Here is a 21783-nt window from a genome sequence, read left to right as displayed (position 1 = left end):
ACAGGAGGCATCGTGGTCTACGAAGAGCGCAACGCCTGGGCGGGTCTCATCGTCGGCGTGCTCGTGATCGGCGGGTACATCGTGGCCGTGCTGCAGCAGACGGCGACGACACCGGCGACCGAGGTCGACTGGCTTCCCCCCATGCTGTGGGCGATCGGTCTGGGCATCGTGGCCACGATCGTGCTCAGCATCGTGTGGGGGATCATCGCCGGTGCGAAGGATCCCGACGGCGTGGGGAAGTCCGACGTCCGCGATCGGGACATCAGTCGCATGGGCAGCCGCGTCGAACAGGCCTTCGTCGTGATCGCGGGGCTCGGAGTGATCGCGCTCTGCGCGGTGGGCGCGGACGTCTTCTGGATCGCGAACACCATGTTCGCCGGCTTCGCCGTCGCGGCGATGGTCGGCAGCGTCGCCCGGGTCGTGGCCTATCGGCGGGGTCTCGTCTGATGGTCAAGCCCACGCTCGTCTCCAATCGCATCCGTGCGCATCGCGAGGCCGCGGGCCTCACACAGGCCGAGCTCGCCCGCAGCATCGGGGTGACCAGGCAGACCCTCATCGCGATCGAGCAGGAGAAGTACTCGCCCACGCTCGAGCTCGCATTCCAGATCGCCCGCGCGTTCGGGGTCGGGCTCGACGATCTCTTCCAGTACCCCGCACCGACCGCGAAGGATGCCTGAGATGAGCGAGACGCACCCCGCCGGCACGACGCCCGGCGGCACCATGCCCGCCTGGCTGCGGGAGACCTATGGCCCCGCAGACGGCGTCCGGCTCGAGCAGATCGCCGTGCCCGTGCCCCGACCCGGTGAGGTCGTGCTCCGCGTGCACGCCACCGCACTGAACGCCGGGGACATTCGACTGATGCTCGGCGACCCCCTGCTGGTGCGTCCGGTGTTCGGGCTCAGGAAGCCCAAGCACCCGGTGCGCGGGATGGAGGTCGCCGGAGAGGTGGTCGCCACCGGCCCGGCCGTCATCGGGGCCGAGATCGGCGAGACGGTCGTGGGCGAGCTCGTCGGCGGGGGAGGACTCGCCGCATACGTCGCGGTGCCGGCATCGCGCCTCGTGCCGATCCCACCCGGCGTGAGCGTCGAGGCCGCGGCCTGTCTGCCGGTCGCCGGCGGCACCGCCTGGCAGGCGCTCGACCTCGCGGGGGTCGGAATCGGAGCGGGCGACGACGGGCGGGCCGCGGCCGGCCAGCGGGTGCTCGTGATCGGGGCATCGGGCGGAGTCGGCACGTTCGCCGTGCAGCTCGCCGCCCTGCGGGGTGCGGAGGTCTGGGCATCCTGCGGGGAGCGCAGCGCGCGGCTCGTCGAGTATCTCGGCGCGGCGCACACGTTCGACCACCGGCGCTCGCCGCTGTCGGAGCTCCCGGCAGCGCACTTCGACGCGGTGATCGACATCGCCGGTGGCCTGGATCTCCGCGAGCTGCAGCGACTGATGGTGCCTGGTGGCACTGCTGTTCTCGTCACGGGCAACGGCGGGCACGTGCTCGGCCCGGTGCCGCGGATGCTCGAGGCGTTCTGCCGGTCGATCGGCTCGACGCGGCGCATCCGTCCGCTCGCGGCGACGCCGCGCCCCGAGGTGATCGCGAAGCTCCTCGACCTCACGGCCGACGGTCGCATCACCCCCGTGATCGAGCGCGAGTACGGCTTCGACGAGGCATCCGACGCACTCGCGCACCTCGAAGCCGGTCACACCGTCGGCAAGCTCGTCGTCCGCGGAGCGTGACGCGAGGGGCGCAGGGGAGGGGCCGGCGCTCTGGCGGCATCCAGGGGGCGGATGACAGAATGGAGGCGGCGTGCTCGAGTCGCATCTTCCCCGCCCCTGCTCTCGACGAGCGGACAGGGTCGAAGGACCGCCGGGCCCCTGGACAGCGTCCGCCGCATCCCGTTCGAGGAGCCCCATGTCTGTCGAAACCACTGCGTCGACGTCCGAGACCGCGACCCCGGTCCGCACCGCACACCACCGTCACTACCTGATGTGCTCGCCCTCGCATTTCACGGTGAACTACTCGATCAACCCGTGGATGGAGCCGACCAAGCCCACCGATACGGCCAAGGCCGTCGAGCAGTGGCAGAAGCTGCACGACCTGTACGTCGAGCTCGGCCACGAGGTCGAGCTGATCGAGCCCCTCGCCGGCTTCCCCGACATGGTCTACACCGCGAACGGCGGCTTCGTCATCGACGGTCGCGCCTACGTGCCGAAGTTCCGCTTCGTCGAGCGCCAGGGCGAGGCGCCCGCGTTCGCCGACTGGTTCCGCGGCGCCGGGTACGACACGGTCATCCCCGAGGAGGTCAACGAGGGCGAGGGCGACTTCCTCCTCGTCGGAGACGTGATCCTCGCGGGCACCGGCTTCCGCTCGACCGGTGACAGCCACCGCGAAGTCGGCGACGTCTTCGGCCGCGAGGTCGTGTCGCTCACCCTCGTCGACCCGCGTTTCTACCACCTCGACACCGCCATCGCGGTGCTCGACCCGGTGCAGGGCGTCGAGAACGGCGGCCCCGAGCGCGCGAACATCGCCTACCTGCCCGGTGCCTTCGACGACGAGAGCCGCGCGATCCTCGAGGAGCGCTTCCCCGAGGCGATCCTCGTGTCCGACGAGGACGGCTCGGTCTTCGGCCTCAACTCGGCGAGCGACGGCTACAACGTGATCATCTCGCCGCGCGCCACGGGCTTCGAGGCGCAGCTGCGCGAGCGCGGCTACAACCCGATCATGGTCGACCTGTCCGAGCTCCTTCTCGGCGGCGGCGGCATCAAGTGCTGCACGCTCGAGCTGCGGGGCCGGTCATGACCGCCGTCGAGCCCGGCGTCGAGGTCGAGGCGACCGCGGAGCCGCACGTCGCGCACAACTACCACCCGCTGCCCGTCACGATCGCGCGCGGCGAGGGTGCCTGGGTGACGGATGTCGAAGGCAAGCGCTACCTCGATCTGCTGGCCGCCTACTCGGCGGTGAACTTCGGGCACCGGCATCCGGCGATCGTCGCGGCTCTCACCGAGCAGCTCGGTCGTGTCGCGCTCACGAGCCGTGCGTTCATGAGCGATCGGCTCGAGCCCTTCGCCGCCGCGCTCGCCGGCCTCGCGGGCAAGGACATGGTGCTGCCGATGAACACCGGCGCCGAAGCCGTCGAGACCGGCATCAAGGTCGCGCGGGCGTGGGGCTACCGGGTCAAGGGCATCGCCGAGGGCAAGGCGCGCATCATCGTCGCGGCGGGCAACTTCCACGGCCGCACCACGACGATCGTCAGCTTCAGCGACGACGAGCAGGCGCGGTCGGACTTCGGTCCCTACACGCCGGGCTTCGACGTTGTTCCCTACGGTGACGCGGATGCCGTCGCCGCCGCGATCACCGACGACACGGCCGCCGTGCTGATCGAGCCCATCCAGGGCGAGGGCGGCGTCGTGATCCCGCCGGAGGGGTACCTGCGCCGCATCCGCGAGATCTGCGACGAGAAGAACGTGCTCTTCATCGCCGACGAGATCCAGTCGGGCCTCGGCCGTGTCGGCGAGACGTTCGCCTGCGATCGCGAGGGCGTCGTGCCCGACCTGTATCTGCTGGGCAAGGCTCTGGGCGGCGGCATCCTGCCCGTCTCCGCCGTGGTGGGGAACGCCGACGTGCTCGGCGTCATCCGGCCCGGCGAGCACGGCTCGACCTTCGGCGGCAACCCGCTCGCCGCGGCGGTGGGGCTGCGCGTGGTCGAGATGCTCGAGTCGGGGGAGTTCCAGGAGCGCGCCCGTGCACTGGGCGCTCACCTCGGTGCGGCGCTCGAGCCCCTGATCGGCCACGGCGTCACCGAGGTGCGCATCGCGGGCCTCTGGGCGGGCGTCGACATCGACCCCGCTCGGGGCACGGGTCGCGAGATCGCCGAGAGGCTGCTCGACCGCGGCGTCCTGGTCAAGGACACCCACGGTCAGACCATCCGCATCGCCCCGCCCATCGTCATCCGCGCGACCGAACTCGACTGGGCCGTCGAGCAGCTCAAGCTGGTCCTCGGCGCGTAGACCGGCGAGCACCACCGCGGTCACGACGAGAAGGACGATCCGCACACCGGCCGTTCGGGCCCGTCTGCGGATCGTCCCCTGATCCTCCGATCATCACGACCGATCGCGCCACCCGCCCCCCGGGGTATCGGCGCTCTCGTCGTGTCTCAGGCCGGAGCGTCGTCCGGGTCGAGGGTGCGCAGAGTGTCCTGCTCGACCTCGTTGTCGGCGGTCAGCTGCTCCTCGGTGTGCTCGTCGCCGCCGAGCGCGCTCTCGCGGTCGGGGCTGGCATCGCCCTGGATCGCGCCGCGGGGTGATTCGCCGTGCGAGCTGTCGCCCTGAATGGCGCCGCCCTGAGCGGCACCCTGGGCGTTCCCGTCCTCGGCCTCGCCCTGGATCGCGCCGCGCGCCGCGTCGCCGTGCGAGCTGTCGCCCTGGATCGCGCCGCCCTGCGCCGCGCCCTGCGAGTTTCCGTGCAGCTCGTCACGCTCGGCAGATCCCTCAGCCGGCTCTTCGGAGTGCGGAGTGCGTCCTGTGTTCTGGTCCATGGTGCGACGCTACGACCGCCGCGGCCGTGCGTGGAGGGCATTGACAAACCGCACGGCGACGATCCGGCGGATGCGTCAGCGGACCGATCCGTCGCCCTTGGTCGTGCGGATCGGCGTGGTGACGGCGGCCTCGTCGCTGAACTCGACCGGTTCGGGCCGCCGTACGACATCGGCCTCGATCACGTCGAGGGGTCGGGTCTCGTCGAGGGTCATCAGGAATCGGCTGTTCTCGGCGCGATGCAGGCGTCCGGAGGTGAAGACCCAGATCGCGCCGATGGCGCAGGCGACGAACCCGGCCGTGCCGCCGAGCATGATCGCGCTCCGCGGACCGAACGTGTCGGCCACCCATCCCGCGATCGGGGCGCCCACCGGCGTGGATCCCATGATCACCGCCATGTACAGCGCGAGCACGCGTCCGCGCAGGGCCGGTGCGGTCGTCATCTGCACATAGCCGTTCGCGGTGGTCAGCAGGGTGACGATCATGAATCCGGTGAACGTCAGCGTGACGGCGTAGCTCACGTACGTCGGCATCGCCGCGGACACGAATGCCGCGATGCCGAAGCCGCCCGCCGCGAAGATCACGACCCGCACGCGGGCGCGGTCGCGCCGGGCCGCGAGCAGGGCCCCGGCGAGGGATCCGATCGCGAGCACCGAGCTCAGGATGCCGTAGCCGTCGGCCCCCGCGCCGAACTCCAGCGCCATGGTCGAGGCGAAGATCGGGAAGTTCATGCCGAATGCGCCGATCAGGAAGACCGTCACGAAGACGACTCGCAGGTCGCTGCGGCCCCACACGTACCGGAACCCCTCGGCGAGGCCCCCGGTCCTGCGGTTCTTCGGCCGTGGCGCGAGCTGGCCGGTGCGCAGCATCAGCAGGGCGACGAGCATCGCGAGGAAGGTCACGGCGTTCGCGATGAACACCCATCCCGATCCGATGGCGACGATCAGCAGCCCGCCCACGGCCGGCCCGATCATGCGGGCCAGGTTGAAGGATGCCGAGTTCAGCGCCACCGCGTTCGACGTGTCGCCCGACGAGACCATGTCCGAGACGAAGGCCTGTCTGGCCGGGGCGTCGAACGCATTGACGACCCCGAACGCGGCCGCGAAGCCGAACATCATCGGCAGCGTCATGACGTCGTTCAGAAGCAGCACGCCCACGGCGATCGCGAGCAGCAGCAGCGACGTCTGGGTGGCGAGCAGGATGCGGCGTCGCTCGAAGCGGTCGGCCACCCAGCCGGTCAGGCTGACGAGCACGAGCGGCGGTCCGAACTGCAGCGCCATCGTGAAGCCCATGGCCGCCGCGTCGTTGTCGGTCAGCTCGGTGAGCACGACCCAGTCCTGTGCGGTGGCCTGCATCCAGCCGCCGATGTTGGAGACGAGGGCGCCGGCGAACCAGATGCGGTAGTTGATGTTCGCGAACGATCGGAACATGGCGGTCATCGGTCGACCACCTTGCGCATCAGGGCGCTCGCTTCGCGCAGCGTCGCGAGCTCCTGCTCGGTGAAGTCGAGTTCGCCGAGCATCTCGGCGAGTGCCTCGTCGCGGCGCTGGATGGTCTGGGCGACGATCGCGACCCCCGCATCCGTGATGTCGACCTGCACGCGACGGCGGTCTTCGTCGTCGGGGGTGCGCACGACGAGACCCTGCTCTTCGAGGCCGTTGATCATGTTGGTCATCGACGGTGCGGTGACCCGCTCGCGCTCGGCGAGGGCGGTGATGGTGCGGCGACCGTGCATGCGCAGGGTGGCGAGCACGGCGAGCTGGGCATCGCTCATCGCGTCGACGGCACGGACGCAGCGGAGGCGTCGGGCGAGCCGGAAGGTGGCCATGCGCAGATCGGTCGCGGTGAGCTGGAGGGATTCATCGGACGCAGACATTACTTAGCTAGTCTAAGTAATTTCCCGCGCGAGGGGAAGGGCGCGGCGGATCGCACGCGTCCGACAGGCCAGAATGGACGCATGACCCGACCCGTCGCCCTCGAGATCGCCGTGCAGGACCCCACCGGAGTGCGCATCGCCGGCGCGGTCGGCGCTGCGCGCGTCGAACTCGCCCAGGCCCTCGCGCTCGGAGGCCTCACCCCCTCGCCCGCGACGCTCGAGCTGTCGATCGACGCGGCGCGCGCCGTGGGGCCCGAGGTGCACGTGCTGGTGCGTCCGCGGCCGGGTGGTTTCGTGTACTCCGCCGACGAGATCGCGGTCGCCGAGAACGATGTGCGTCGGGCGATCGCGGCGGGTGCCGACGGCGTCGTCATCGGTGCGCTCGGCGCCGACGGACTGCTCGACATCCCCGCCATGCGCCGCCTCCGCGACGCCGCGGGGGGAGCATCCGTCACGCTGCACCGCGCGATCGACGTGAGCGTCGACCCCGTCGCGACGCTCGCCACCGCCCGGTCGCTGGGCCTGCGCCGGGTGCTGACCTCGGGCGGTGCCTCGACGGCGATCGACGGTGTCGACACGCTGCGCGCTCTGGTCGCCGAGGCGGCGGGAGAGATCGAGATCATGGCGGGCAGCGGGGTGGATGCCGCCAGCGTCCGCGCGCTCGTCGAGACCGGCGTCGACGCACTGCACTTCTCGGCCAAGCGCACCGTGCGCGAGGACGACGGTCAGGCGCGCGACGGCGTGCGCATGGGATCGGCATCCGACGGCGTCGGCGGCTACGAGGTCACCGATCTCGAGATCGCGCAGGGGATGGTCGACGCACTGGTGCAGTGACGCTCCGCGACCCGGATCAGTGACGCTCTGACGCTCTCGTCAGTAGGGTGGGGGCGTGACGGATACGCGCGAGTTCACGGATGCTCACGGCATCGCCATCGTCTACGACGTGCACCCGGCGGTGGGTGACGCGCGGGGAGTCGTGCAGCTGCTGCACGGAGTGGGCGAGCACGCGGGCCGCTACGGCGCCCTGATCTCGGCCCTGACCGAGGCCGGCTTCTTCGTGTACGCCGACGATCACCGTGGCCACGGCCGCACCGGCATCCGCCAGCATGGGGGCCCCGCCAAGCTCGGCCGCCTCGGCAAGGGCGGTCTGACCGCCGCCAAGGACGCGATCTGGCAGCTCACCGGCATCATCAAGGACGAGCATCCCGATCTGCCGCTCGTGCTGCTCGGCCATTCGTGGGGCTCGTTCCTCGCGCAGATGCTGGTGAACGATCATCCCGAAGCCTGGGATGCCGTGATCCTCTCGGGCTCTGCGCTGCGGATGCCCGGCTCCCTCAACGCCGCGCCGCTGAATGCGCGCTGGGCGGGTCCCGACGCCACCGGGCTCGAATGGCTGAGCCGCGACCCCGCCGTGTGGACGCAGTTCGACGAGGACCCGCTCACCACCGACGTGCCGCTGCTGAAGCTCTTCGGCCCGATCGAGGCGGCCAAGCTCTACGGGCGCCCGCGCAAGAACCTCGGCCGCGACATCCCGATGCTTCTGCTCGTCGGTCGCGACGACTCCGTCGGCGGCCCGCGCAGCGTGCACAAGCTCGCCGACGAGTACCGCACCCGGTCGGGACTCACCGATGTCACCACGCTGGTGTATCCGGATGCCCGACACGAGATCTTCGCGGAGCTGCAGCAGGACGAGGTCCGCGCCGACGTGCTGTCGTGGCTCGACACGCACATCCCCGCACGCTGACCCACGCCGCACGCTCCCACCCCGCCCGCTCCCGCGCGTCCGCGTGTTACGCCCCGTGAACGGGTGTTACAGCGGGTGAATCCGCGTGACGTCCCCCCGGCATATCGGTCTCCTCTCCGCATAGATTCGCGGCGAGAGGGAGGTGCGTGGTGGGTTTCGAAGACGAGTGGCGTGCATGGCACGAGTCGCGAGAGCGATATGCCGGGGCGGAGTACGGACCTGCCGCGCTCGAGTCGACGAACTGGCTCATCACCGAGCCCGCCGCGGTGGAGGGAGTCCCTGGGCTCTGGGCGCTGACCGGTGACGGGGGGATCCGCGGAAGCGACCTCGGGGCGGGCGGCTCGGTGGTCACGCTGCGGGGTGGCGAGACCCTGCGGCTGGGCCGCCGAGAGCTGAGGGTGTTCGATCGGAGGGGCTCGGTGGCGCTGAGGGTGTTCAACCCCCGGCGGCGCGAGCGCGAGCACTTCAGCGCGATCGACGCGTATCCGCCACGGGAGGGCTGGCGGATCGCGGCATCGTTCGAGCAGACGCCCGGTGAGACCATCACGATCACCGCGATCGACGGTCAGGCGGCCGAGACGGAGCTCGCCGGGCGTCTGCACTTCGAGCTCGACGGCATCCCGCTCACCCTGCACGCGACCCGCACCCCGCAGGGCAGCCTGAGCGCGGTGTTCGCCGACGGGACGAACGGCATCGAGACGTACCGCTTCCGGTTCCTGCCGATCGACGAGCCCGCGGCCGACGGATCGGCGGTCATCGACTTCAACCGCGCCTACCTTCCCCCGTGCGCGTTCTCGGACCAGTACCTGTGCCCGCAGCCACCAGCGGGCAACCGCTACTCGCTGCCGATCCGCGCCGGTGAGCGCGTGGTCGTGCTCGGCGGGTGAGACCCCGCCCCGCACGCCCCGCCCTGCGTGCTGCCGACGTTTCCGTCGACCCGCTTCCGTCCGGCCGGGCACCGCGCGCCTTAAGCTGTAACCGTGCACGGTGAATACAAGGTTCCAGGCGGAAAGCTCGTCGTCGTCGACCTCGATGTCGAGGACGGCAGGATCGCTCGCTTCCACCTCGCCGGTGACTTCTTCCTCGAGCCCGACACGGCGCTCGACGACATCGACGCGGCGGTGACCGGGCTGCCGGTCGAGTCGGATGCCACCGCCATCGCCGCCGTGGTCCGCGACGCTCTGCCCGAGGGCGCCCAGCTGCTCGGTTTCACGCCCGAGGCCGTCGGCACCGCGGTGCGCCGCGCTCTGGTGACCGCGCCGGGGTGGAACGATTTCGACTGGGAGATCGTGCACGAGAAGGCGGTCTCGCCGCGCATGAACCTCGCTCTCGATGAGGTGCTCACCTCTCGCGTGGGTGAAGGGCGACGGCGCCCCACCCTGCGCATCTGGGAGTGGGACCAGTCGGCGGTCGTCATCGGCTCGTTCCAGTCGTACCGCAACGAGGTCGACCCCGAAGGCGCCGAGCGCCACGGCTTCGACGTCGTCCGCCGCATCTCGGGTGGGGGCGCGATGCTCATGGCAGCGGGCCAGATCATCACCTACTCGCTCTACGTGCCGGCGTCGCTCGTGCAGGGCATGACCTTCGCCGACTCGTATGCGTTCCTCGACGACTGGGTGCTGCAGGCGCTGCGCTCGCTCGGCATCGACGCGGTCTACCAGCCCCTCAACGACATCGCCAGCTCGTCGGGCAAGATCGGCGGAGCCGCGCAGAAGCGTCTCGCCAACGGGGGAGTGCTGCACCACGCGACCCTCTCGTACGACATCGACGGTCAGATGATGACCGAGGTGCTGCGCATCGGCCGCGAGAAGCTCAGCGACAAGGGCACGACGTCGGCGGCCAAGCGGGTCGACCCGCTGCGCAGCCAGACCGGCCTCTCTCGTGCCGACATCATCGAGCGCTTCATCGACACCTTCCGGTCGCTCACCTCGGCAGAGGACGGCACGATCACCCCGGACGAGTACGCCGATGCCGAGGCGCTGGTGGAGTCGAAGTTCGCCACCGACGCATGGCTGCACCGGGTTCCGTGATCGACGACCCGGGGGCTCTCGTCCCCGGCGCCGTCTCGATCATCCAGGGCGACAACCTCTCCGTCGCGGCAACGCTGCCCTCGGCGTCGTTCACGCTCGTGTACCTGGACCCGCCGTTCAACACGGGCCGCGCGCAGGAGCGGCAGGTGGTCACCGCGCGACGCACGTCCACGATTCCGCACGATCCCGCTGCCGACGGCGGTGACGGCGCGGAATCCCGGGGTCCGGGCGCCGAGGCCGACCCGCTCCTGCCGAACTCCGAACCGGCGACGGCGACCGAGGTGCGGCACGGCTTCCACGGCCACGAGTACGAGCGGGTTCGCGGCATGCTGCGCACCTACGACGACCGCTTCGACGACTACGGCGCGTTCCTCATGCCGCGGCTCGAGGAGGCATGGCGGCTGCTGGCCGACGACGGCACGCTCTACCTGCACCTCGACTACCGCGAGGCGCACTACGCCAAGGTCATGCTCGATGCGGTGTTCGGACGCGACTGCTTCTTGAACGAGCTCATCTGGGCGTACGACTACGGCGCGAAGTCCCGCCGACGGTGGCCCACCAAGCACGACACGATCCTCGTGTACGTCAAGAATCCGCGAGAGTACGTGTTCAACAGCGACGACGTCGACCGCGAGCCCTATATGGCGCCGGGGCTCGTCACCGCCGAGAAGGCGGCCCGCGGCAAGCTGCCCACCGATGTCTGGTGGCACACGATCGTGCCGACGACCGGGCGTGAGAAGACGGGCTACCCGACGCAGAAGCCCGAGGGCATCCTGCGGCGGATCGTGCGGGCGTCCAGTCGACCGGGAGACCGCGTGCTCGATCTCTTCGCGGGCAGCGGCACGACCGGGGCGGTGGCCTCGGCTCTGGGGCGCGATGCCGTGCTCGTCGACGACAACCCCGCTGCCGTGCGGGTCATGACGGAGCGGATGCCGCACGCCGAGGTGAGGCGCGCCGGAGAGTAGTCCCCGAACCCAGAAACGGAAGACAGGCATGACCGAGTACGTCGAGGTGCAGACCGCCGCGGGGCGGGTTCGCGGGCGCTGGCGCCCCGGCGCGGGAGGGGACGGTGCCGCGCGGTCGGCGGCGTTCCTCGGCATCCCGTTCGCGGAGGCGCCGATCGGCGCCCTGCGGTTCCAGGCGCCGGTGCCGAAGGCGCCCTGGGAGGGCGTGCGGGACGCACTCGAGTTCGCGGCGACCGCGCAGCGGGGCGACCCCGGTGTGACGCTGATCCCCGAGCCGAGCGTCGAGGGCGAGTCGACGCTCAACGTGAACGTCTTCACCCCCGACCCCGAGGCGTCCGGCCTGCCCGTGCTCGTCTGGATCCACGGCGGCGGATACTTCGCCGGATCCCCGGCGAGCCCCTGGTACGACGGTCGCGCCTTCAACCGCGACGGCGTGGTCACCGTGTCGATCTCGTACCGGCTCGGCGTCGACGGCTTCGGCTGGATCGAGGATGCACCCTCGAACCGCGGCGTGCGCGATTGGCTCCTGGCCCTCGAGTGGGTGCAGCAGAACATCGCCGCGTTCGGGGGCGACCCCGGGCGCGTGACGATCGCCGGGCAGTCTGCCGGGGGCGGGGCCGTGCTCACTCTGCTCGGCATGGAGAAGGCGCAGCACCTGTTCCACGGCGTCTATGCGATCTCGGGTGCGCTCGGAGACGTGTCCGAGGCCCGTGCCGAGGCGTTCGGGCGTGCGCTCGCCGCGTCGGCGGGGGTCGCTCCGACCGTCGCCGGGCTCTCGACGCTGTCGGAGGATCGTCTGCTCGCTCTGCAGAAGAAGGCCACGCAGCTCGGCCCGTCATCGATGACCACCATGATCGAGGAGGGGCTGCCGCTCGGTCCCGCCATCGATGGCGACCTGCTGCCGCGGCCCACCCGGGAGTCGCTGCGCGCCGGTGTCGGTGCCGACAAGCCGCTCGTGATCGGCGCCACCGACGACGAGTTCACGATGGCGTTCGCGGGCGGGGCGGCGAAGGCGCTGCGATGGGTGCCGCAGGCCGTGCTGCTGAACAGGTTCGGGGTGCGCAGGAGCATCCGAGCGGAGTACCTCGCCGCCAATGCCGACGTCGCCCGCCTCGGCAAGGCCCGCCTCGCGGGGCGGGTGCTCACCGACCGGATGTTCCGCACCACCGTGCCTCGTATCGCGGCCGACCGTGGTGATGCGCCCACCTGGGTCTACCGGTTCTCGTGGCCGTCGGGGCGCTTCGGTTTCGCCGAGCACTGCCTCGACGTGCCGTTCTTCTTCGACTGCCTCGACGGGCCGTCGATGGATGCCCTGGCCGGACCGAACCCGCCGCAGGCGCTCGCCGACGCGGTCCATGGCGCCGCCGTGGCGTTCGTGTCGACCGGTGACCCCGGCTGGGTGGGGCACGAGGGCGATTCCGGGATCGCGCGCGTCTACGACGTGCCGACCCGCGACGTCGCCGATGCCTATGCATCGGTGCGCGCGCTGCTCTGATGCCACTTCTCGTCGAGCGGCACGAGGACGAGTGGGGCGTCGAGTCAGCACACCGGGGAGATCCGCCTGAGGCTGTCCTCCGAAGAGAGGACAGACGTCGGATCGCCGATCACGCCAGAATGCAGGAATGACCACGAGGATCAGCAGTGCAGCGGCGGGAGTGCTCGTCTGTCTGCTGTTCGGCACGGCGACCCTTCTCTCGGGATGCGTCGCTCCGACAACCGACACCGTCGAGTCGGCATCGGCGATCACGCCGGCGCCGGGCGCGTCCTCGACGCGGGAGCCGGCCGCTTCTCCCACGACGGGACCGACGCCCGGGCCCCTGCCGTCGGCCGAGCCCACACCGAGGTGCATGCGCGCGGACGGCGGGGGAATCATCCTGTCCAGCGGACTGCTCAACGAGGACCTGTATTCGCGCATGCACGATTACGGAGCTCGGGACGGTGCGGCCGGCACCGCACACTATGCCGACGACGGCTCACTCGTCTCCTATGAAGTCGCGTCCGGCGATTTCAACGACGCGATCCTGGACCGGTTCTGTGTCGGCTTCTACTACCTCGACGCACTGAACTCGGTGCGACGTGGAGGGGGCAGCTCTGTGGATCCGACGCGCGTCGTATACCCTCCGGATCTTCACGTCGGCGACATTCTGAATCTCAGTCCCTACACGATCACGACCGTGGGTGACGTCAACGGTGAGGTCTTCGCCTACGAGGTCATCTTCAACCTGCCGCCGCAGCGGTGACGCCCGGAACGAGCTTTCCCGGGCGGCGCCACTGCGTACCTCTCTTGCGGGAGTCGCATCATCATCCACCCCAGCCGCGACCGCAGTGCGCTAGACAGTCTCTATGCGAACCGGAAAGCCCGCGGCGCACGCTCGTCGTCCGCGACGGACGCGACGGACCCTGCTGATCATCGGGGTCGTCCTCGTCGTCGTGCTCGCGCTCGCCGCAGCGGAGTTCGCCCGTCGGTACGTCGAGGGTCGAGCAGACCTCGCAACTGATCCTGCGTTCTACGCTCTGCCCTCGCCGGTGCCTTCCGCTGATCCGGGAACGATCATCCGCATGGAGGCCATCGCGAGCGCTCCCGCCGGTTCGAGCGCCTGGCGGGTGATCTATCACTCGCAGAACCTCGCGGGCGATGACATCCCGGTCTCGGGTGTCGTGATCGTTCCGGATGATCCGGCCCCCGGCGGCGGTCGGACTGTGATCGCCTGGGCGCATCCGACGACTGGAGCGGCCGCGAGGTGCGCGCCATCGCTCGGGCTCGACCCTTTCCAGTACATCGAGGGGCTGCACGAACTGCTGGCCGAGGGCTACGCGATCGCTGCAACCGACTATCCGGGCCTCGGAGTGGAAGGTGAGTCCTCGTACCTCCTCGGCGTTCCGGAGTCGAACAGCGTTCTGGACATCGTGCGCGCCGCTCGCCAGATCGACGATGCCGATGCGAGCAGCCGTGTCGTGCTGTGGGGTCACTCGCAGGGCGGCCAAGCCGTTCTCTTCGCCGCGCAACGAGCCGCCTCCTACGCCCCGGAGCTCGAGGTGCAGGGTGTTGCGGTCGCCGCCCCCGCGGCCGATCTGAACGCGCTGATGACCGACGACATCGTGAACCTCTCCGGGGTCACGATCGCCTCCCTCGCGATACCCGCCTACACGGTCGCGTACGAGGATCGCTTCACCTCAGACGAGATCACCGCGATTCTCACCCCCGCCGGCGCGAAGGCCACACCGGACATGGCAGAGCTCTGCCTGCTCACCCAGACCAAGGAGCTGCATGCGATCGCAGATCCCCTCGTCGGCGGGTACGTCACCAGCGACCCAGCCACCACGGAGCCGTGGCAGACCCTGCTCAGAGAGAACAGCGCGGGCGGTCAACCTCTGACCGTTCCCGTGTTCGTCGGCCAGGGTGAAGCCGATGAGCTGGTTCTTCCCAGCGCCACGGAGAAGTACGTCGAGCTCCTCTGCTCACAACAGGCGGATGTGACCTTCCACCGCTATCCGGGCGTGACCCACGGGCTCGCGGCGTACGCGGCCCTGCCCGACCTGCTGCTCTGGCTGCCCACTCTCGGCGGCTCGCGCGCACCGGCCGCCGACTGCGCCGGATGAACCGAACGATGCTCGCCGCCCTGTGATTCACGGGCGGGGTGCGGGCCTTCCCTCCCGCGCCCACCGATATGGTGAGCGATTCGACTCCGCTACCGATGACCCAGGCACACGGGTGCTAGCCCACCGACATCGGTTCGGTTCGGAGGTCCACGGATCCGAAGGGGAACGGGTAGAAGAACGTTCCCGTTCCGTCCCAGTCGGTGATCGGGATCAGCGCGAACCAGATCTGGCTGATCACGACGGAGGCGATCGCCAGGATCGCGACCGCGGCGGCCGCCCTGTCGAGGTAGCGGATCGCCGAGGGGGCGTCTGCCGCCCGGCGGAGCACCATCGTGATCGCGGTGAAGACGATCACGGCGAGTGCGATGAAGATCACCGGGCTGGGATGCAGGTCGAGATACACGCACATCGGCGCGGTGTCCGTCGGGTTGCCTGCGGCATCCAGGAAACCGCCGTCGGCCGAGACGCCTCCGGGGCAGTAGCCCTTTCCGCTCGTCATGAACAGCGAATAGCCCAGGGCGGCGGCCGCGCCGACCACGAGCAGGCGTCGAAGGCGGGCGATGATCTCGAATCCGGGCAGAGAAGACGCTGTCGCCGATGCTTCCGGCCTCGAAATCTGAGTCATGATGCCCCCCGGCGCTCTGCACGCGACACTCTCGCACGCTGTGCACACGACACTATCGTCGCCGCGATCTGCAGCACACGCTGGTGCCGGGATGCTGAGAGGGCGCTCTCGCCGAGATGCTTCTCTTCCGCTGCGGGCATCACCCGAGTACGGCGCACGCGACTGACGCCCGTCTCACCATGTCGTCGACGTCCTCAGGCGATGTAGATCTTGCGCAGTGTCTCGGTGACCGTCCACACGGTGCGCTGCCCCGCGGCCAGCCGCACGACCGAGCCCGCGGCGACCTCGATCGCGGGCAGCGCCGGCTCGACGAACTCGATGCGGGCGCGGCCCGAGAGCACGACGAACACCTCATCGACCTCGGTGTCGGATGCGGTGCCCGGCGTCATCTCCCAGATGCCGACCTCGACACCGCCGACCGTGGTCAGCTCGTGCACGGCGGCCGTCGGCGCGCCGATGATCACCTCGACCGCGGGCAGCGCTTCGTGCGCGAGCGGCAGCGCAGCCGCATCCACCGCCTCGCCGGGCGCGAGTCCGCTCACGAGTCGAACCCCATGCCGACGGCATCCAGCGTCTTGAGGAACAGGTTGCGCTTGCCCTCGTTGTGATCGGCCCGGTTCATCGCCGCGCGCACGAGGTTGACGCCGATCGAGGCGACCGGCTCGGGCGGGAACGGGATCGGCTTCTCACGCACCATCGCGAGTTCGGTGCGCTCGGTCGGCTCGCCCGACAGCTTGTCGAGCATCACGTCGGCGGCGAACCGGGCTGCGCCGACTCCGAGTCCGGTGAAGCCCGTCGCATACGCCACCCGTCCTCTGCGAGCCGTGCCGAAGAACGCGCAGAAGCGGCTCGACGAGTCGATCGCTCCGGCCCACCGGTGGGTGAAGCGCAGGCCCTCGAGCTGCGGGAAGGTGGTGAAGAAATGCGAGGCGAGCTTGCGGTGGCTCTCGGCGCGGTCCTCGTACTCGGGGCGCACCTTGCCGCCGAAGTGGTAGACCGCGTCGTATCCGCCGAACAGGATGCGGTTGTCCGCCGTCAGCCGGTAGTAGTGGAACTGGTTGGCGCTGTCGGCGAGGCCCTGCCTGTGCGACCAGCCGATCGCCGCGAGCTGCTCGTCGGTCAGCGGCTCGGTCATGAGCACGTAGTCGTACACGGGCACGGTCATCAGGCGGTTGCGCTTGAGCAGAGAGGGGAAGACGTTGGTGGCGAGCGCCACGGCATCCGCGGTCACCCGGCCGCCTTCGCGGGTCACGAGCGTGATCGGGCCCGAGCCGTCGCCGATCACCTCGCGCACGAGCGCGTGCTCATAGATCTCCACGCCCAGGTCGACGGCGACGCGCGCCAGTTCGAGTCCGAGCTTCGCGGGGTGCACGAGGGCCGTCCCCTCCCGCTCCCAGGCTCCGGCGAGGAAGGTGTCGGAGTGCACCTCGGCCTGCACGGCATCGCGGTCGAGGAAGCCCTCCTCCTCGCGCAGCCACTCGACCTGGTGCGGCTCGACGGCGACGGCGAGCTGCCCGGTGCGCTCGAAGTCGACATCCATGTCGTATCGCTTCACCGTGCGCTCGATGCCGTCGAGGTTCTCGAGCCCGAGCTCTTCGAGGCGGTCGATCTCCTGTGGCCAACGGGTCAGCCCGTTCTCGTGCCCGTGCGTGAGGCTGGCCTCGCAGAAGCCGCCGTTGCGTCCGGACGCGGCCCAGGCGATGCGCGACGCCTCGAGCAGCACGACGCGGCGTTCGGGGTCGCGCTCCTTCGCGCGCACGGCCGTCCACAGTCCGGCGTACCCGCCGCCGACGATGGCGAGATCGGCCGTGACGGCTCCGGTCAGAGCCGGGTGCGAGTCGCGCTCGACATCGTCGAGCCAGAACACGCTCAGCGCGGTGTCGCGCAGCGAGGCGTCGATCACGGCATCCGCAGGGCGGCGCCGTTCGAAGACCGTGGTTCCCATGCTGTTCTCCTGCTCTCCGGGCTCGCGCGTCAGCGCGTGCCCCAGTTGTAGAGGTCTTTGTAGAGCCCGGCGTAGAGCAGGCTCTCGGTGTGGGTCACGCCCGGGATCGTGCGGATGCGCGTGGCGATGAGATCGAGCAGGTCCGCATCGCTCTCGCAGACCGCCTCGACGAGGATGTCGAACGTGCCGAGCGTCGCGACGACGTAGGCGAGCTCGGTGATCTTCGTCAGCTCCTCAGCGACGAGGCGCGGATCGCCGGTGACGCGGATGCCGATCATCGACATGCGGTGGAATCCCAGCTGCATCGGGTCGGTGACGGCGACGATCTGGATGACGCCCGCCTCGGTCATGCGCTGCACCCGCTGGCGCGCGGCGGCCTCGCTGAGCCCGACCTCGCGACCGATCTCGGCATAGGGCCGCCGCCCGTCCTCCTGCAGCAACTCGATGATGCGCTTCGAGATGTCGTCCAGAGGTGGCTGCTTGCGCGGGGTGCTCATATGGCGATATTGACAGCAAGATGGCGCTCACGCAACCGATTCCGTTGTCTGATCGCGTGATGACCGATGTTCTCGACATGGTCACTCGGGACGAAAATGAGCGGTGCGTGGAATGCTGGATCGGTGAGACGCGATGTGTCATGCTGGGCGGGCACCGAATCCGGGGGATCACCATGGCACGACCGCTCGCAGGTCCGCAGACGTTGCTGCGCACGCTGAACGGGCGGGCGATCCTCGAGACCCTCGCTCGCCGCGGGCCCCTCACACGGGCGGAGCTGATGGCCGAGACGGGGCTGTCGCGCACGGCCGTCACACAGGTGCTGCGGATGCTCGAAGCGGCGACCGCCGTCGCCCCGGCCGGCGTCGATCGCGAGACCCGCGGACCCGCGGCAGGCCGCGTCGCCCTGCACCCGCAGCTCGGATTCGCCGCGGCGGTGCACGTCGACGGTCAGGGAGCCCACGTGGTGCTGGTCGACCCGACCGGTGCCGTCCGTGCCGAAGACCACGCCCCGCTGCCCGTTCATGTCGACCGCGTCGAGGTCATCGCCGAGGCCGTCGAGAGGTGTCTTCGCTCCGTGCGAGGCCCCCTCCACCTCGTGGTGGTCGCAGTCCCGGGGATCGTGACGGCCGACGGCGGCATCCGCGATGATCAGGGCCCCGACGGCGGCGCGTTCCGCTGCGCACTCGAGACCCGTCTCGGATGCTCCGTGCGCGTCGAGAACGATGTGAATCTCGCGGCGCTCGCCGAGCTCACTGCCGGGTCCGGCGCCGCGCTGGCCAGCTTCGCGCTGCTGCTGCTGCACGAGGGCCTCGGTGCGGGGATCGTGCTCGACGGCTCGCTGCATCGCGGATTCTCCGGCGTCGCCGGCGAGGTCATGTACCTCCCGCAGACGCCGGTGCCGATCGGTGCCCCGGTGCTCAGCGACGATGTCGTCCGCGACCTCGCACTCGTGCACGGCCGTGATCCGCAGGATCCGATCGTGCGACACCTCGATGCGGCGGCCGACGGCGATGAGGCCGCGCAGGCGATGGTCGCCGAGATGGCGCGGCGCCTCACCCTCGTGGCCGGCACGATCGCACTCGTTGTGGATCCCGAGGCGTTCATCCTGGCGGGCACGGCCGCGCATCCGGTGCTCGTCGAGGCGGTGGGTCGAGAGGCCGACGGCCTCTCGGCGCGTCTGCCGCTGCGGTTCCTCGTCTCCTCCTTCGGTCCCGAAGCTCCTCTCGTCGGCGCCGCCGACGAGGCGGGGGCGGCTCTGCGTGCCACGGTCTTCGCCCAGCTGGTCCCCTCGGTCGAGCGGCAGCCCGCCGCTCGCAAGGCCTAGTCGGCAGGGCGGCACATGACCTCGGATCTCGTGGATCGACTCGGATTCGCCCCCGGCACCAGGGCGGTGATCATCAACGCCGACGACTTCGGCATGTGCCACGCGGCGAACACCGCGATCTCCGGCCTGCTCCGTGCGGGCGACATCGACTCGACCACGCTGATGGTGCCGTGCGCCTGGGCGCCCGAGGCCCTGTCTTTCGCCGCGTCGCGCACCGACCTCGACATCGGTGTGCATCTGGTGCTCACGAGCGAGTGGACCGACTACCGCTGGAGGCCGCTCACGGGTATCGCGAGCACGCTCGTCGACGATGCCGGGTACTTCCCGGCCGGTGCGCTCGCCGTCGAGCAGCGCGCATCGGTCGACGACGTCGTCGCCGAGATCGCCGCCCAGCTGCAGGCGGCACTCGACGCGGGTGTCGACGTCACGCACCTCGACAATCACATGGGCTCGGTCTACGGGCTGCTCACCGGTCGCGACTTCCTCGCGCCGGTGCTCGCCCTCGCCGCGCGTCACGGACTCCCGTTCCGCCTGCCACGGGTCATGGAAGGGGCGGATGCCGCGCTGGCCCGCCGTCTCGAGCAGGTCGGCGCCGCGGCGGATGCGCTCGGCGTCGAGATCGTCGACCGCCTGTGGACGCATCCGTTCGAGGAGGTGCCGGGCGAGAGCTACGAGCAGGTGCGGGACGGATTCCTCGCCCTGCTGCGCGCCGTGCCGGCGGGAGTGACCGAGATCTACCTGCACCCCATGGTCGACGACGACGAGCTGCGGGCGGTCGTGGACTTCGCCGCGGTGAAACGCGGACACGAGCTGCGCCTCCTCGCCGACCCGCTCGTGCGGAAGGCCATCGCCGACGAGGGACTCGTACGCATCGGGTGGCGCGCGCTGCGTGATCTGCAGAGGAGCCCTGTCGCATGACCTCCCTGACCACGCGCCTGCGCGAGCGTCGTCTGGACGGCGCACCCACCCGCGCCCAGACGATCGCCTTCGGGGCCTCGGGCTTTCCCACGCAGCTCATGGCGCAGACGTTCTCGGCCTTCGTCGTGTACTTCTACGTCACACACCTGGGGGTCGCTCCGGCGTGGGTCGCCGGTGCCCTGGTCGCCCACGGAGTGCTGAGCGCCGTGCTGAACCCGGTGGTGGGCACGCTCTCCGATCGCATCCGCACGCCCTGGGGTCGTCGCATCCCGTGGATCGGTCTCGGCATCGTGCCGCTCGTGGTCGCGTTCGCGCTGATCTGGATGCCGCCTGCCCTGCCCACCGGGGGGCTGATCGTCTGGTTCCTCGTCGCCGTCGCCGTGTACGACATCGCCTTCGTCGTCGTGGTGCTCAACATCTCCGCGCTGTTCCCCGAGATCTTCCGCACCACGGGGGAGCGTGCACGGGGCAATGTCCCTCGGCAGGTGTTCGCGATCCTCGGCATGGTGCTGGGAACGGCCGGCGCCCCCGCTCTCTACGGGTGGATCGGCTGGCCCGGCATGGCGATCGTGCTCTCCGTCGTCTGCCTGGGCCTGCTCGCGTGGTCGTTCTTCGGCGGCATGCTCGAGCGCCGGGTGCCCGAGGCGACGTCCGAGGCCATGAGGTGGGGTGCACAGTTGGCGTACACCTTCCGCAACCGTGCATTCGTGCCCTACGTGCTGGGGTCGCTCTTCACGCAGACGGCGATCGCGGTGATCCTCGCGGGGCTCCCGTTCTACGTCCGCTACTCGCTGCACGCCGCAGAGGGGCAGGGCAGTGTGCTGCTCGGCGCGATCTTCGTCACGGCGATCCCGTCGATCGTGCTCTGGAGCGCAGTGGTCCGTCGCACGACACCGCGCACGGCGCTGCTGTGGAGCGTGGCGGTGTTCGGGCTCGCCGTGCTCGCCTACCTGCTGCCGGCGAGCGTGCTCGCCGCGGCACTGGTCGGTGTGGGTGTCGGCGTGGGAGTGGGCGGACTCCTGCAGCTGCTCGAGGTGGTGCTCGCGCAGATCATCGATGAGGATGCCGTGCGGACGGGGCACCGTCGGGAGGGTGCCTACTTCGGGGTCAACGGTTTCGTGGTGCGCGGGTCGGTGGTGCTCCAGGCTCTGGTCGTCGCTGCGGTGCTGACAGTCTCGGGGTTCGACGCCTCGCTGGGGGAGGCGCAGCCCGACGCGGTGGATGTCGGGATCCGCGTGATGGTCGCCGTGGTTCCGCTCGTGTTCAGCGCGCTCGCATGGCTCTGCTTCTTCGCGTATCCCATCCGCACGCAGGACGTGTGATGCTCGACGGGGCACGCGACACGCCCGGCCGATCGCAGTGATTTGCCGGATCCCTGGGATCCGCGTAACTTATTACTTGTTCGCCCCACAGGGAAGCGGAGAGGCCGAGAGCCTTACCCCCCTCAAGCGGAGAACCACCTCCAACTGATCAGCTCCTCGGAGCGGGTCGCAGACACACTTCTGTCTGACTTGGAGCTTCCACCTCGGAGAAACGGTCGATTTGACAGCGACTCCGAAACGGATAAGCTAGTGAAGTTGCCTCGGAGCGCTAAGCCCGAAGCCGCAGATCTGGTTCTGAGCCTCACGGCGTGTCGATTTGACAGCCGGAACGGTGAAGATAAGATAGAGAAGTTGCCCTTCGGGCCTGGTTGTGATGACTGGGTCGTGGGAGCATCCGATCCTTGAGAACTCAACA

General features: G+C 69.9%; 23 protein-coding genes. 16 read left to right on the top strand and 7 right to left on the bottom strand.

The window, feature by feature from the left end; translation table 11 throughout:
* Window positions 1-12 precede the first annotated feature (12 nt).
* The 5 genes from HWD99_RS08755 to rocD all read left to right on the top strand — a co-directional run bounded on the left by HWD99_RS08755 (window position 13) and on the right by rocD (window position 3996).
* On the top strand, window positions 13-447 hold the full coding sequence (locus HWD99_RS08755) for a hypothetical protein (RefSeq protein WP_241795854.1): 435 nt from the start codon (window positions 13-15) through the stop codon (window positions 445-447).
* Entirely contained in the window at window positions 447-677 is a 231-nt protein-coding gene (locus HWD99_RS08750) for a helix-turn-helix transcriptional regulator (protein ID WP_241795853.1), read from the top strand. The genes HWD99_RS08755 and HWD99_RS08750 overlap by 1 nt, the downstream gene beginning before the upstream one ends.
* 1 nt (window position 678) lies before the next feature.
* The gene (locus tag HWD99_RS08745; protein ID WP_241795852.1) at window positions 679-1725 is read left to right on the top strand and encodes an NAD(P)-dependent alcohol dehydrogenase; all 1047 of its coding nucleotides are present in this window, start codon (window positions 679-681) and stop codon (window positions 1723-1725) included.
* Between the two features lie 175 nt (window positions 1726-1900).
* A complete protein-coding gene (gene ddaH / locus HWD99_RS08740) occupies window positions 1901-2788 on the top strand; it encodes a dimethylargininase (protein ID WP_241795851.1) in 888 nt (295 codons plus the stop codon).
* On the top strand, window positions 2785-3996 hold the full coding sequence (gene rocD, locus HWD99_RS08735; RefSeq protein ID WP_241795850.1) for an ornithine--oxo-acid transaminase: 1212 nt from the start codon (window positions 2785-2787) through the stop codon (window positions 3994-3996). Before ddaH ends, rocD begins: the two co-directional genes overlap by 4 nt.
* A gap of 146 nt (window positions 3997-4142) precedes the next feature.
* Here the strand turns inward: rocD and HWD99_RS08730 are convergent, their stop codons facing one another.
* The 3 genes from HWD99_RS08730 to HWD99_RS08720 form a co-directional block, all read right to left on the bottom strand.
* Entirely contained in the window at window positions 4143-4523 is a 381-nt protein-coding gene (locus HWD99_RS08730; protein ID WP_241795849.1) for a hypothetical protein, read from the bottom strand.
* A gap of 75 nt (window positions 4524-4598) precedes the next feature.
* A complete protein-coding gene (locus HWD99_RS08725; RefSeq protein ID WP_241796148.1) occupies window positions 4599-5951 on the bottom strand; it encodes an MFS transporter in 1353 nt (450 codons plus the stop codon).
* Window positions 5952-5956: 5 nt separating this feature from the next.
* Entirely contained in the window at window positions 5957-6397 is a 441-nt protein-coding gene (locus HWD99_RS08720) for a MarR family winged helix-turn-helix transcriptional regulator (RefSeq protein ID WP_241795848.1), read from the bottom strand.
* Window positions 6398-6478: 81 nt separating this feature from the next.
* On the opposite strand from HWD99_RS08720, the gene HWD99_RS08715 reads away from it, so the two are divergent.
* The 8 genes from HWD99_RS08715 (at window position 6479) to HWD99_RS08680 (ending at window position 14736) form a co-directional block, all read left to right on the top strand.
* Window positions 6479-7231 (top strand): copper homeostasis protein CutC, encoded by a 753-nt coding sequence (locus tag HWD99_RS08715; RefSeq protein WP_241795847.1) that lies wholly within the window; start codon window positions 6479-6481, stop codon window positions 7229-7231.
* Window positions 7232-7286: 55 nt separating this feature from the next.
* Window positions 7287-8141: an alpha/beta fold hydrolase gene (locus tag HWD99_RS08710; protein ID WP_241795846.1), complete on the top strand. Its 855-nt coding sequence runs from the start codon at window positions 7287-7289 to the stop codon at window positions 8139-8141.
* A gap of 146 nt (window positions 8142-8287) precedes the next feature.
* Window positions 8288-9028, top strand: a complete 741-nt coding sequence (locus HWD99_RS18665) for a DUF1684 domain-containing protein (RefSeq protein ID WP_241795845.1) — start codon at window positions 8288-8290, stop codon at window positions 9026-9028.
* A 93-nt stretch (window positions 9029-9121) separates the two neighbouring features.
* Window positions 9122-10171, top strand: coding sequence for a lipoate--protein ligase family protein (locus HWD99_RS08700; protein WP_241795844.1), 1050 nt, complete (start codon window positions 9122-9124; stop codon window positions 10169-10171).
* Window positions 10150-11136 (top strand): site-specific DNA-methyltransferase, encoded by a 987-nt coding sequence (locus HWD99_RS08695; protein WP_241795843.1) that lies wholly within the window; start codon window positions 10150-10152, stop codon window positions 11134-11136. The genes HWD99_RS08700 and HWD99_RS08695 overlap by 22 nt, the downstream gene beginning before the upstream one ends.
* Before the next feature lie 28 nt (window positions 11137-11164).
* Entirely contained in the window at window positions 11165-12631 is a 1467-nt protein-coding gene (locus HWD99_RS08690; RefSeq protein WP_241795842.1) for a carboxylesterase/lipase family protein, read from the top strand.
* Window positions 12632-12983: 352 nt separating this feature from the next.
* Complete coding sequence (locus HWD99_RS08685; RefSeq protein WP_241795841.1) at window positions 12984-13376, top strand: hypothetical protein; 393 nt, start codon at window positions 12984-12986, stop codon at window positions 13374-13376.
* Between the two features lie 103 nt (window positions 13377-13479).
* Window positions 13480-14736: an alpha/beta fold hydrolase gene (locus HWD99_RS08680; RefSeq protein WP_241795840.1), complete on the top strand. Its 1257-nt coding sequence runs from the start codon at window positions 13480-13482 to the stop codon at window positions 14734-14736.
* A 115-nt stretch (window positions 14737-14851) separates the two neighbouring features.
* Here HWD99_RS08680 and HWD99_RS08675 read toward each other — a convergent pair whose 3' ends face one another.
* The 4 genes from HWD99_RS08675 to HWD99_RS08660 form a co-directional block, all read right to left on the bottom strand.
* Complete coding sequence (locus HWD99_RS08675) at window positions 14852-15361, bottom strand: hypothetical protein (protein ID WP_241795839.1); 510 nt, start codon at window positions 15359-15361, stop codon at window positions 14852-14854.
* A gap of 194 nt (window positions 15362-15555) precedes the next feature.
* Window positions 15556-15903, bottom strand: a complete 348-nt coding sequence (locus HWD99_RS08670) for a cupin domain-containing protein (protein ID WP_241795838.1) — start codon at window positions 15901-15903, stop codon at window positions 15556-15558.
* A complete protein-coding gene (locus tag HWD99_RS08665; RefSeq protein WP_241795837.1) occupies window positions 15900-17306 on the bottom strand; it encodes an FAD-binding oxidoreductase in 1407 nt (468 codons plus the stop codon). Before HWD99_RS08665 ends, HWD99_RS08670 begins: the two co-directional genes overlap by 4 nt.
* A gap of 29 nt (window positions 17307-17335) precedes the next feature.
* Entirely contained in the window at window positions 17336-17803 is a 468-nt protein-coding gene (locus tag HWD99_RS08660; RefSeq protein WP_241795836.1) for an Lrp/AsnC family transcriptional regulator, read from the bottom strand.
* A 173-nt stretch (window positions 17804-17976) separates the two neighbouring features.
* Here HWD99_RS08660 and HWD99_RS08655 point away from each other — a divergent pair, with 173 nt between their 5' ends.
* Genes HWD99_RS08655 through HWD99_RS08645 form a run of 3 tightly spaced genes read left to right on the top strand, consistent with a single transcriptional unit; the run spans window position 17977 to window position 21368 of the window.
* Window positions 17977-19128 carry an ROK family transcriptional regulator gene (locus tag HWD99_RS08655; protein ID WP_241795835.1) on the top strand — a complete coding sequence of 384 codons (1152 nt, stop codon included), beginning with the start codon at window positions 17977-17979 and terminating at the stop codon, window positions 19126-19128.
* Between the two features lie 15 nt (window positions 19129-19143).
* Window positions 19144-20046, top strand: coding sequence for a polysaccharide deacetylase family protein (locus tag HWD99_RS08650; RefSeq protein ID WP_241795834.1), 903 nt, complete (start codon window positions 19144-19146; stop codon window positions 20044-20046).
* Window positions 20043-21368, top strand: coding sequence for an MFS transporter (locus tag HWD99_RS08645; RefSeq protein WP_241795833.1), 1326 nt, complete (start codon window positions 20043-20045; stop codon window positions 21366-21368). The genes HWD99_RS08650 and HWD99_RS08645 overlap by 4 nt, the downstream gene beginning before the upstream one ends.
* Window positions 21369-21783: the final 415 nt, after the last annotated feature.

The sequence above is a fragment of the Microbacterium sp. C5A9 genome, from assembly GCF_022627955.1.
Taxonomy (GTDB): domain Bacteria; phylum Actinomycetota; class Actinomycetes; order Actinomycetales; family Microbacteriaceae; genus Microbacterium.
This window is presented reverse-complemented; position numbering and strand designations above follow the sequence as displayed.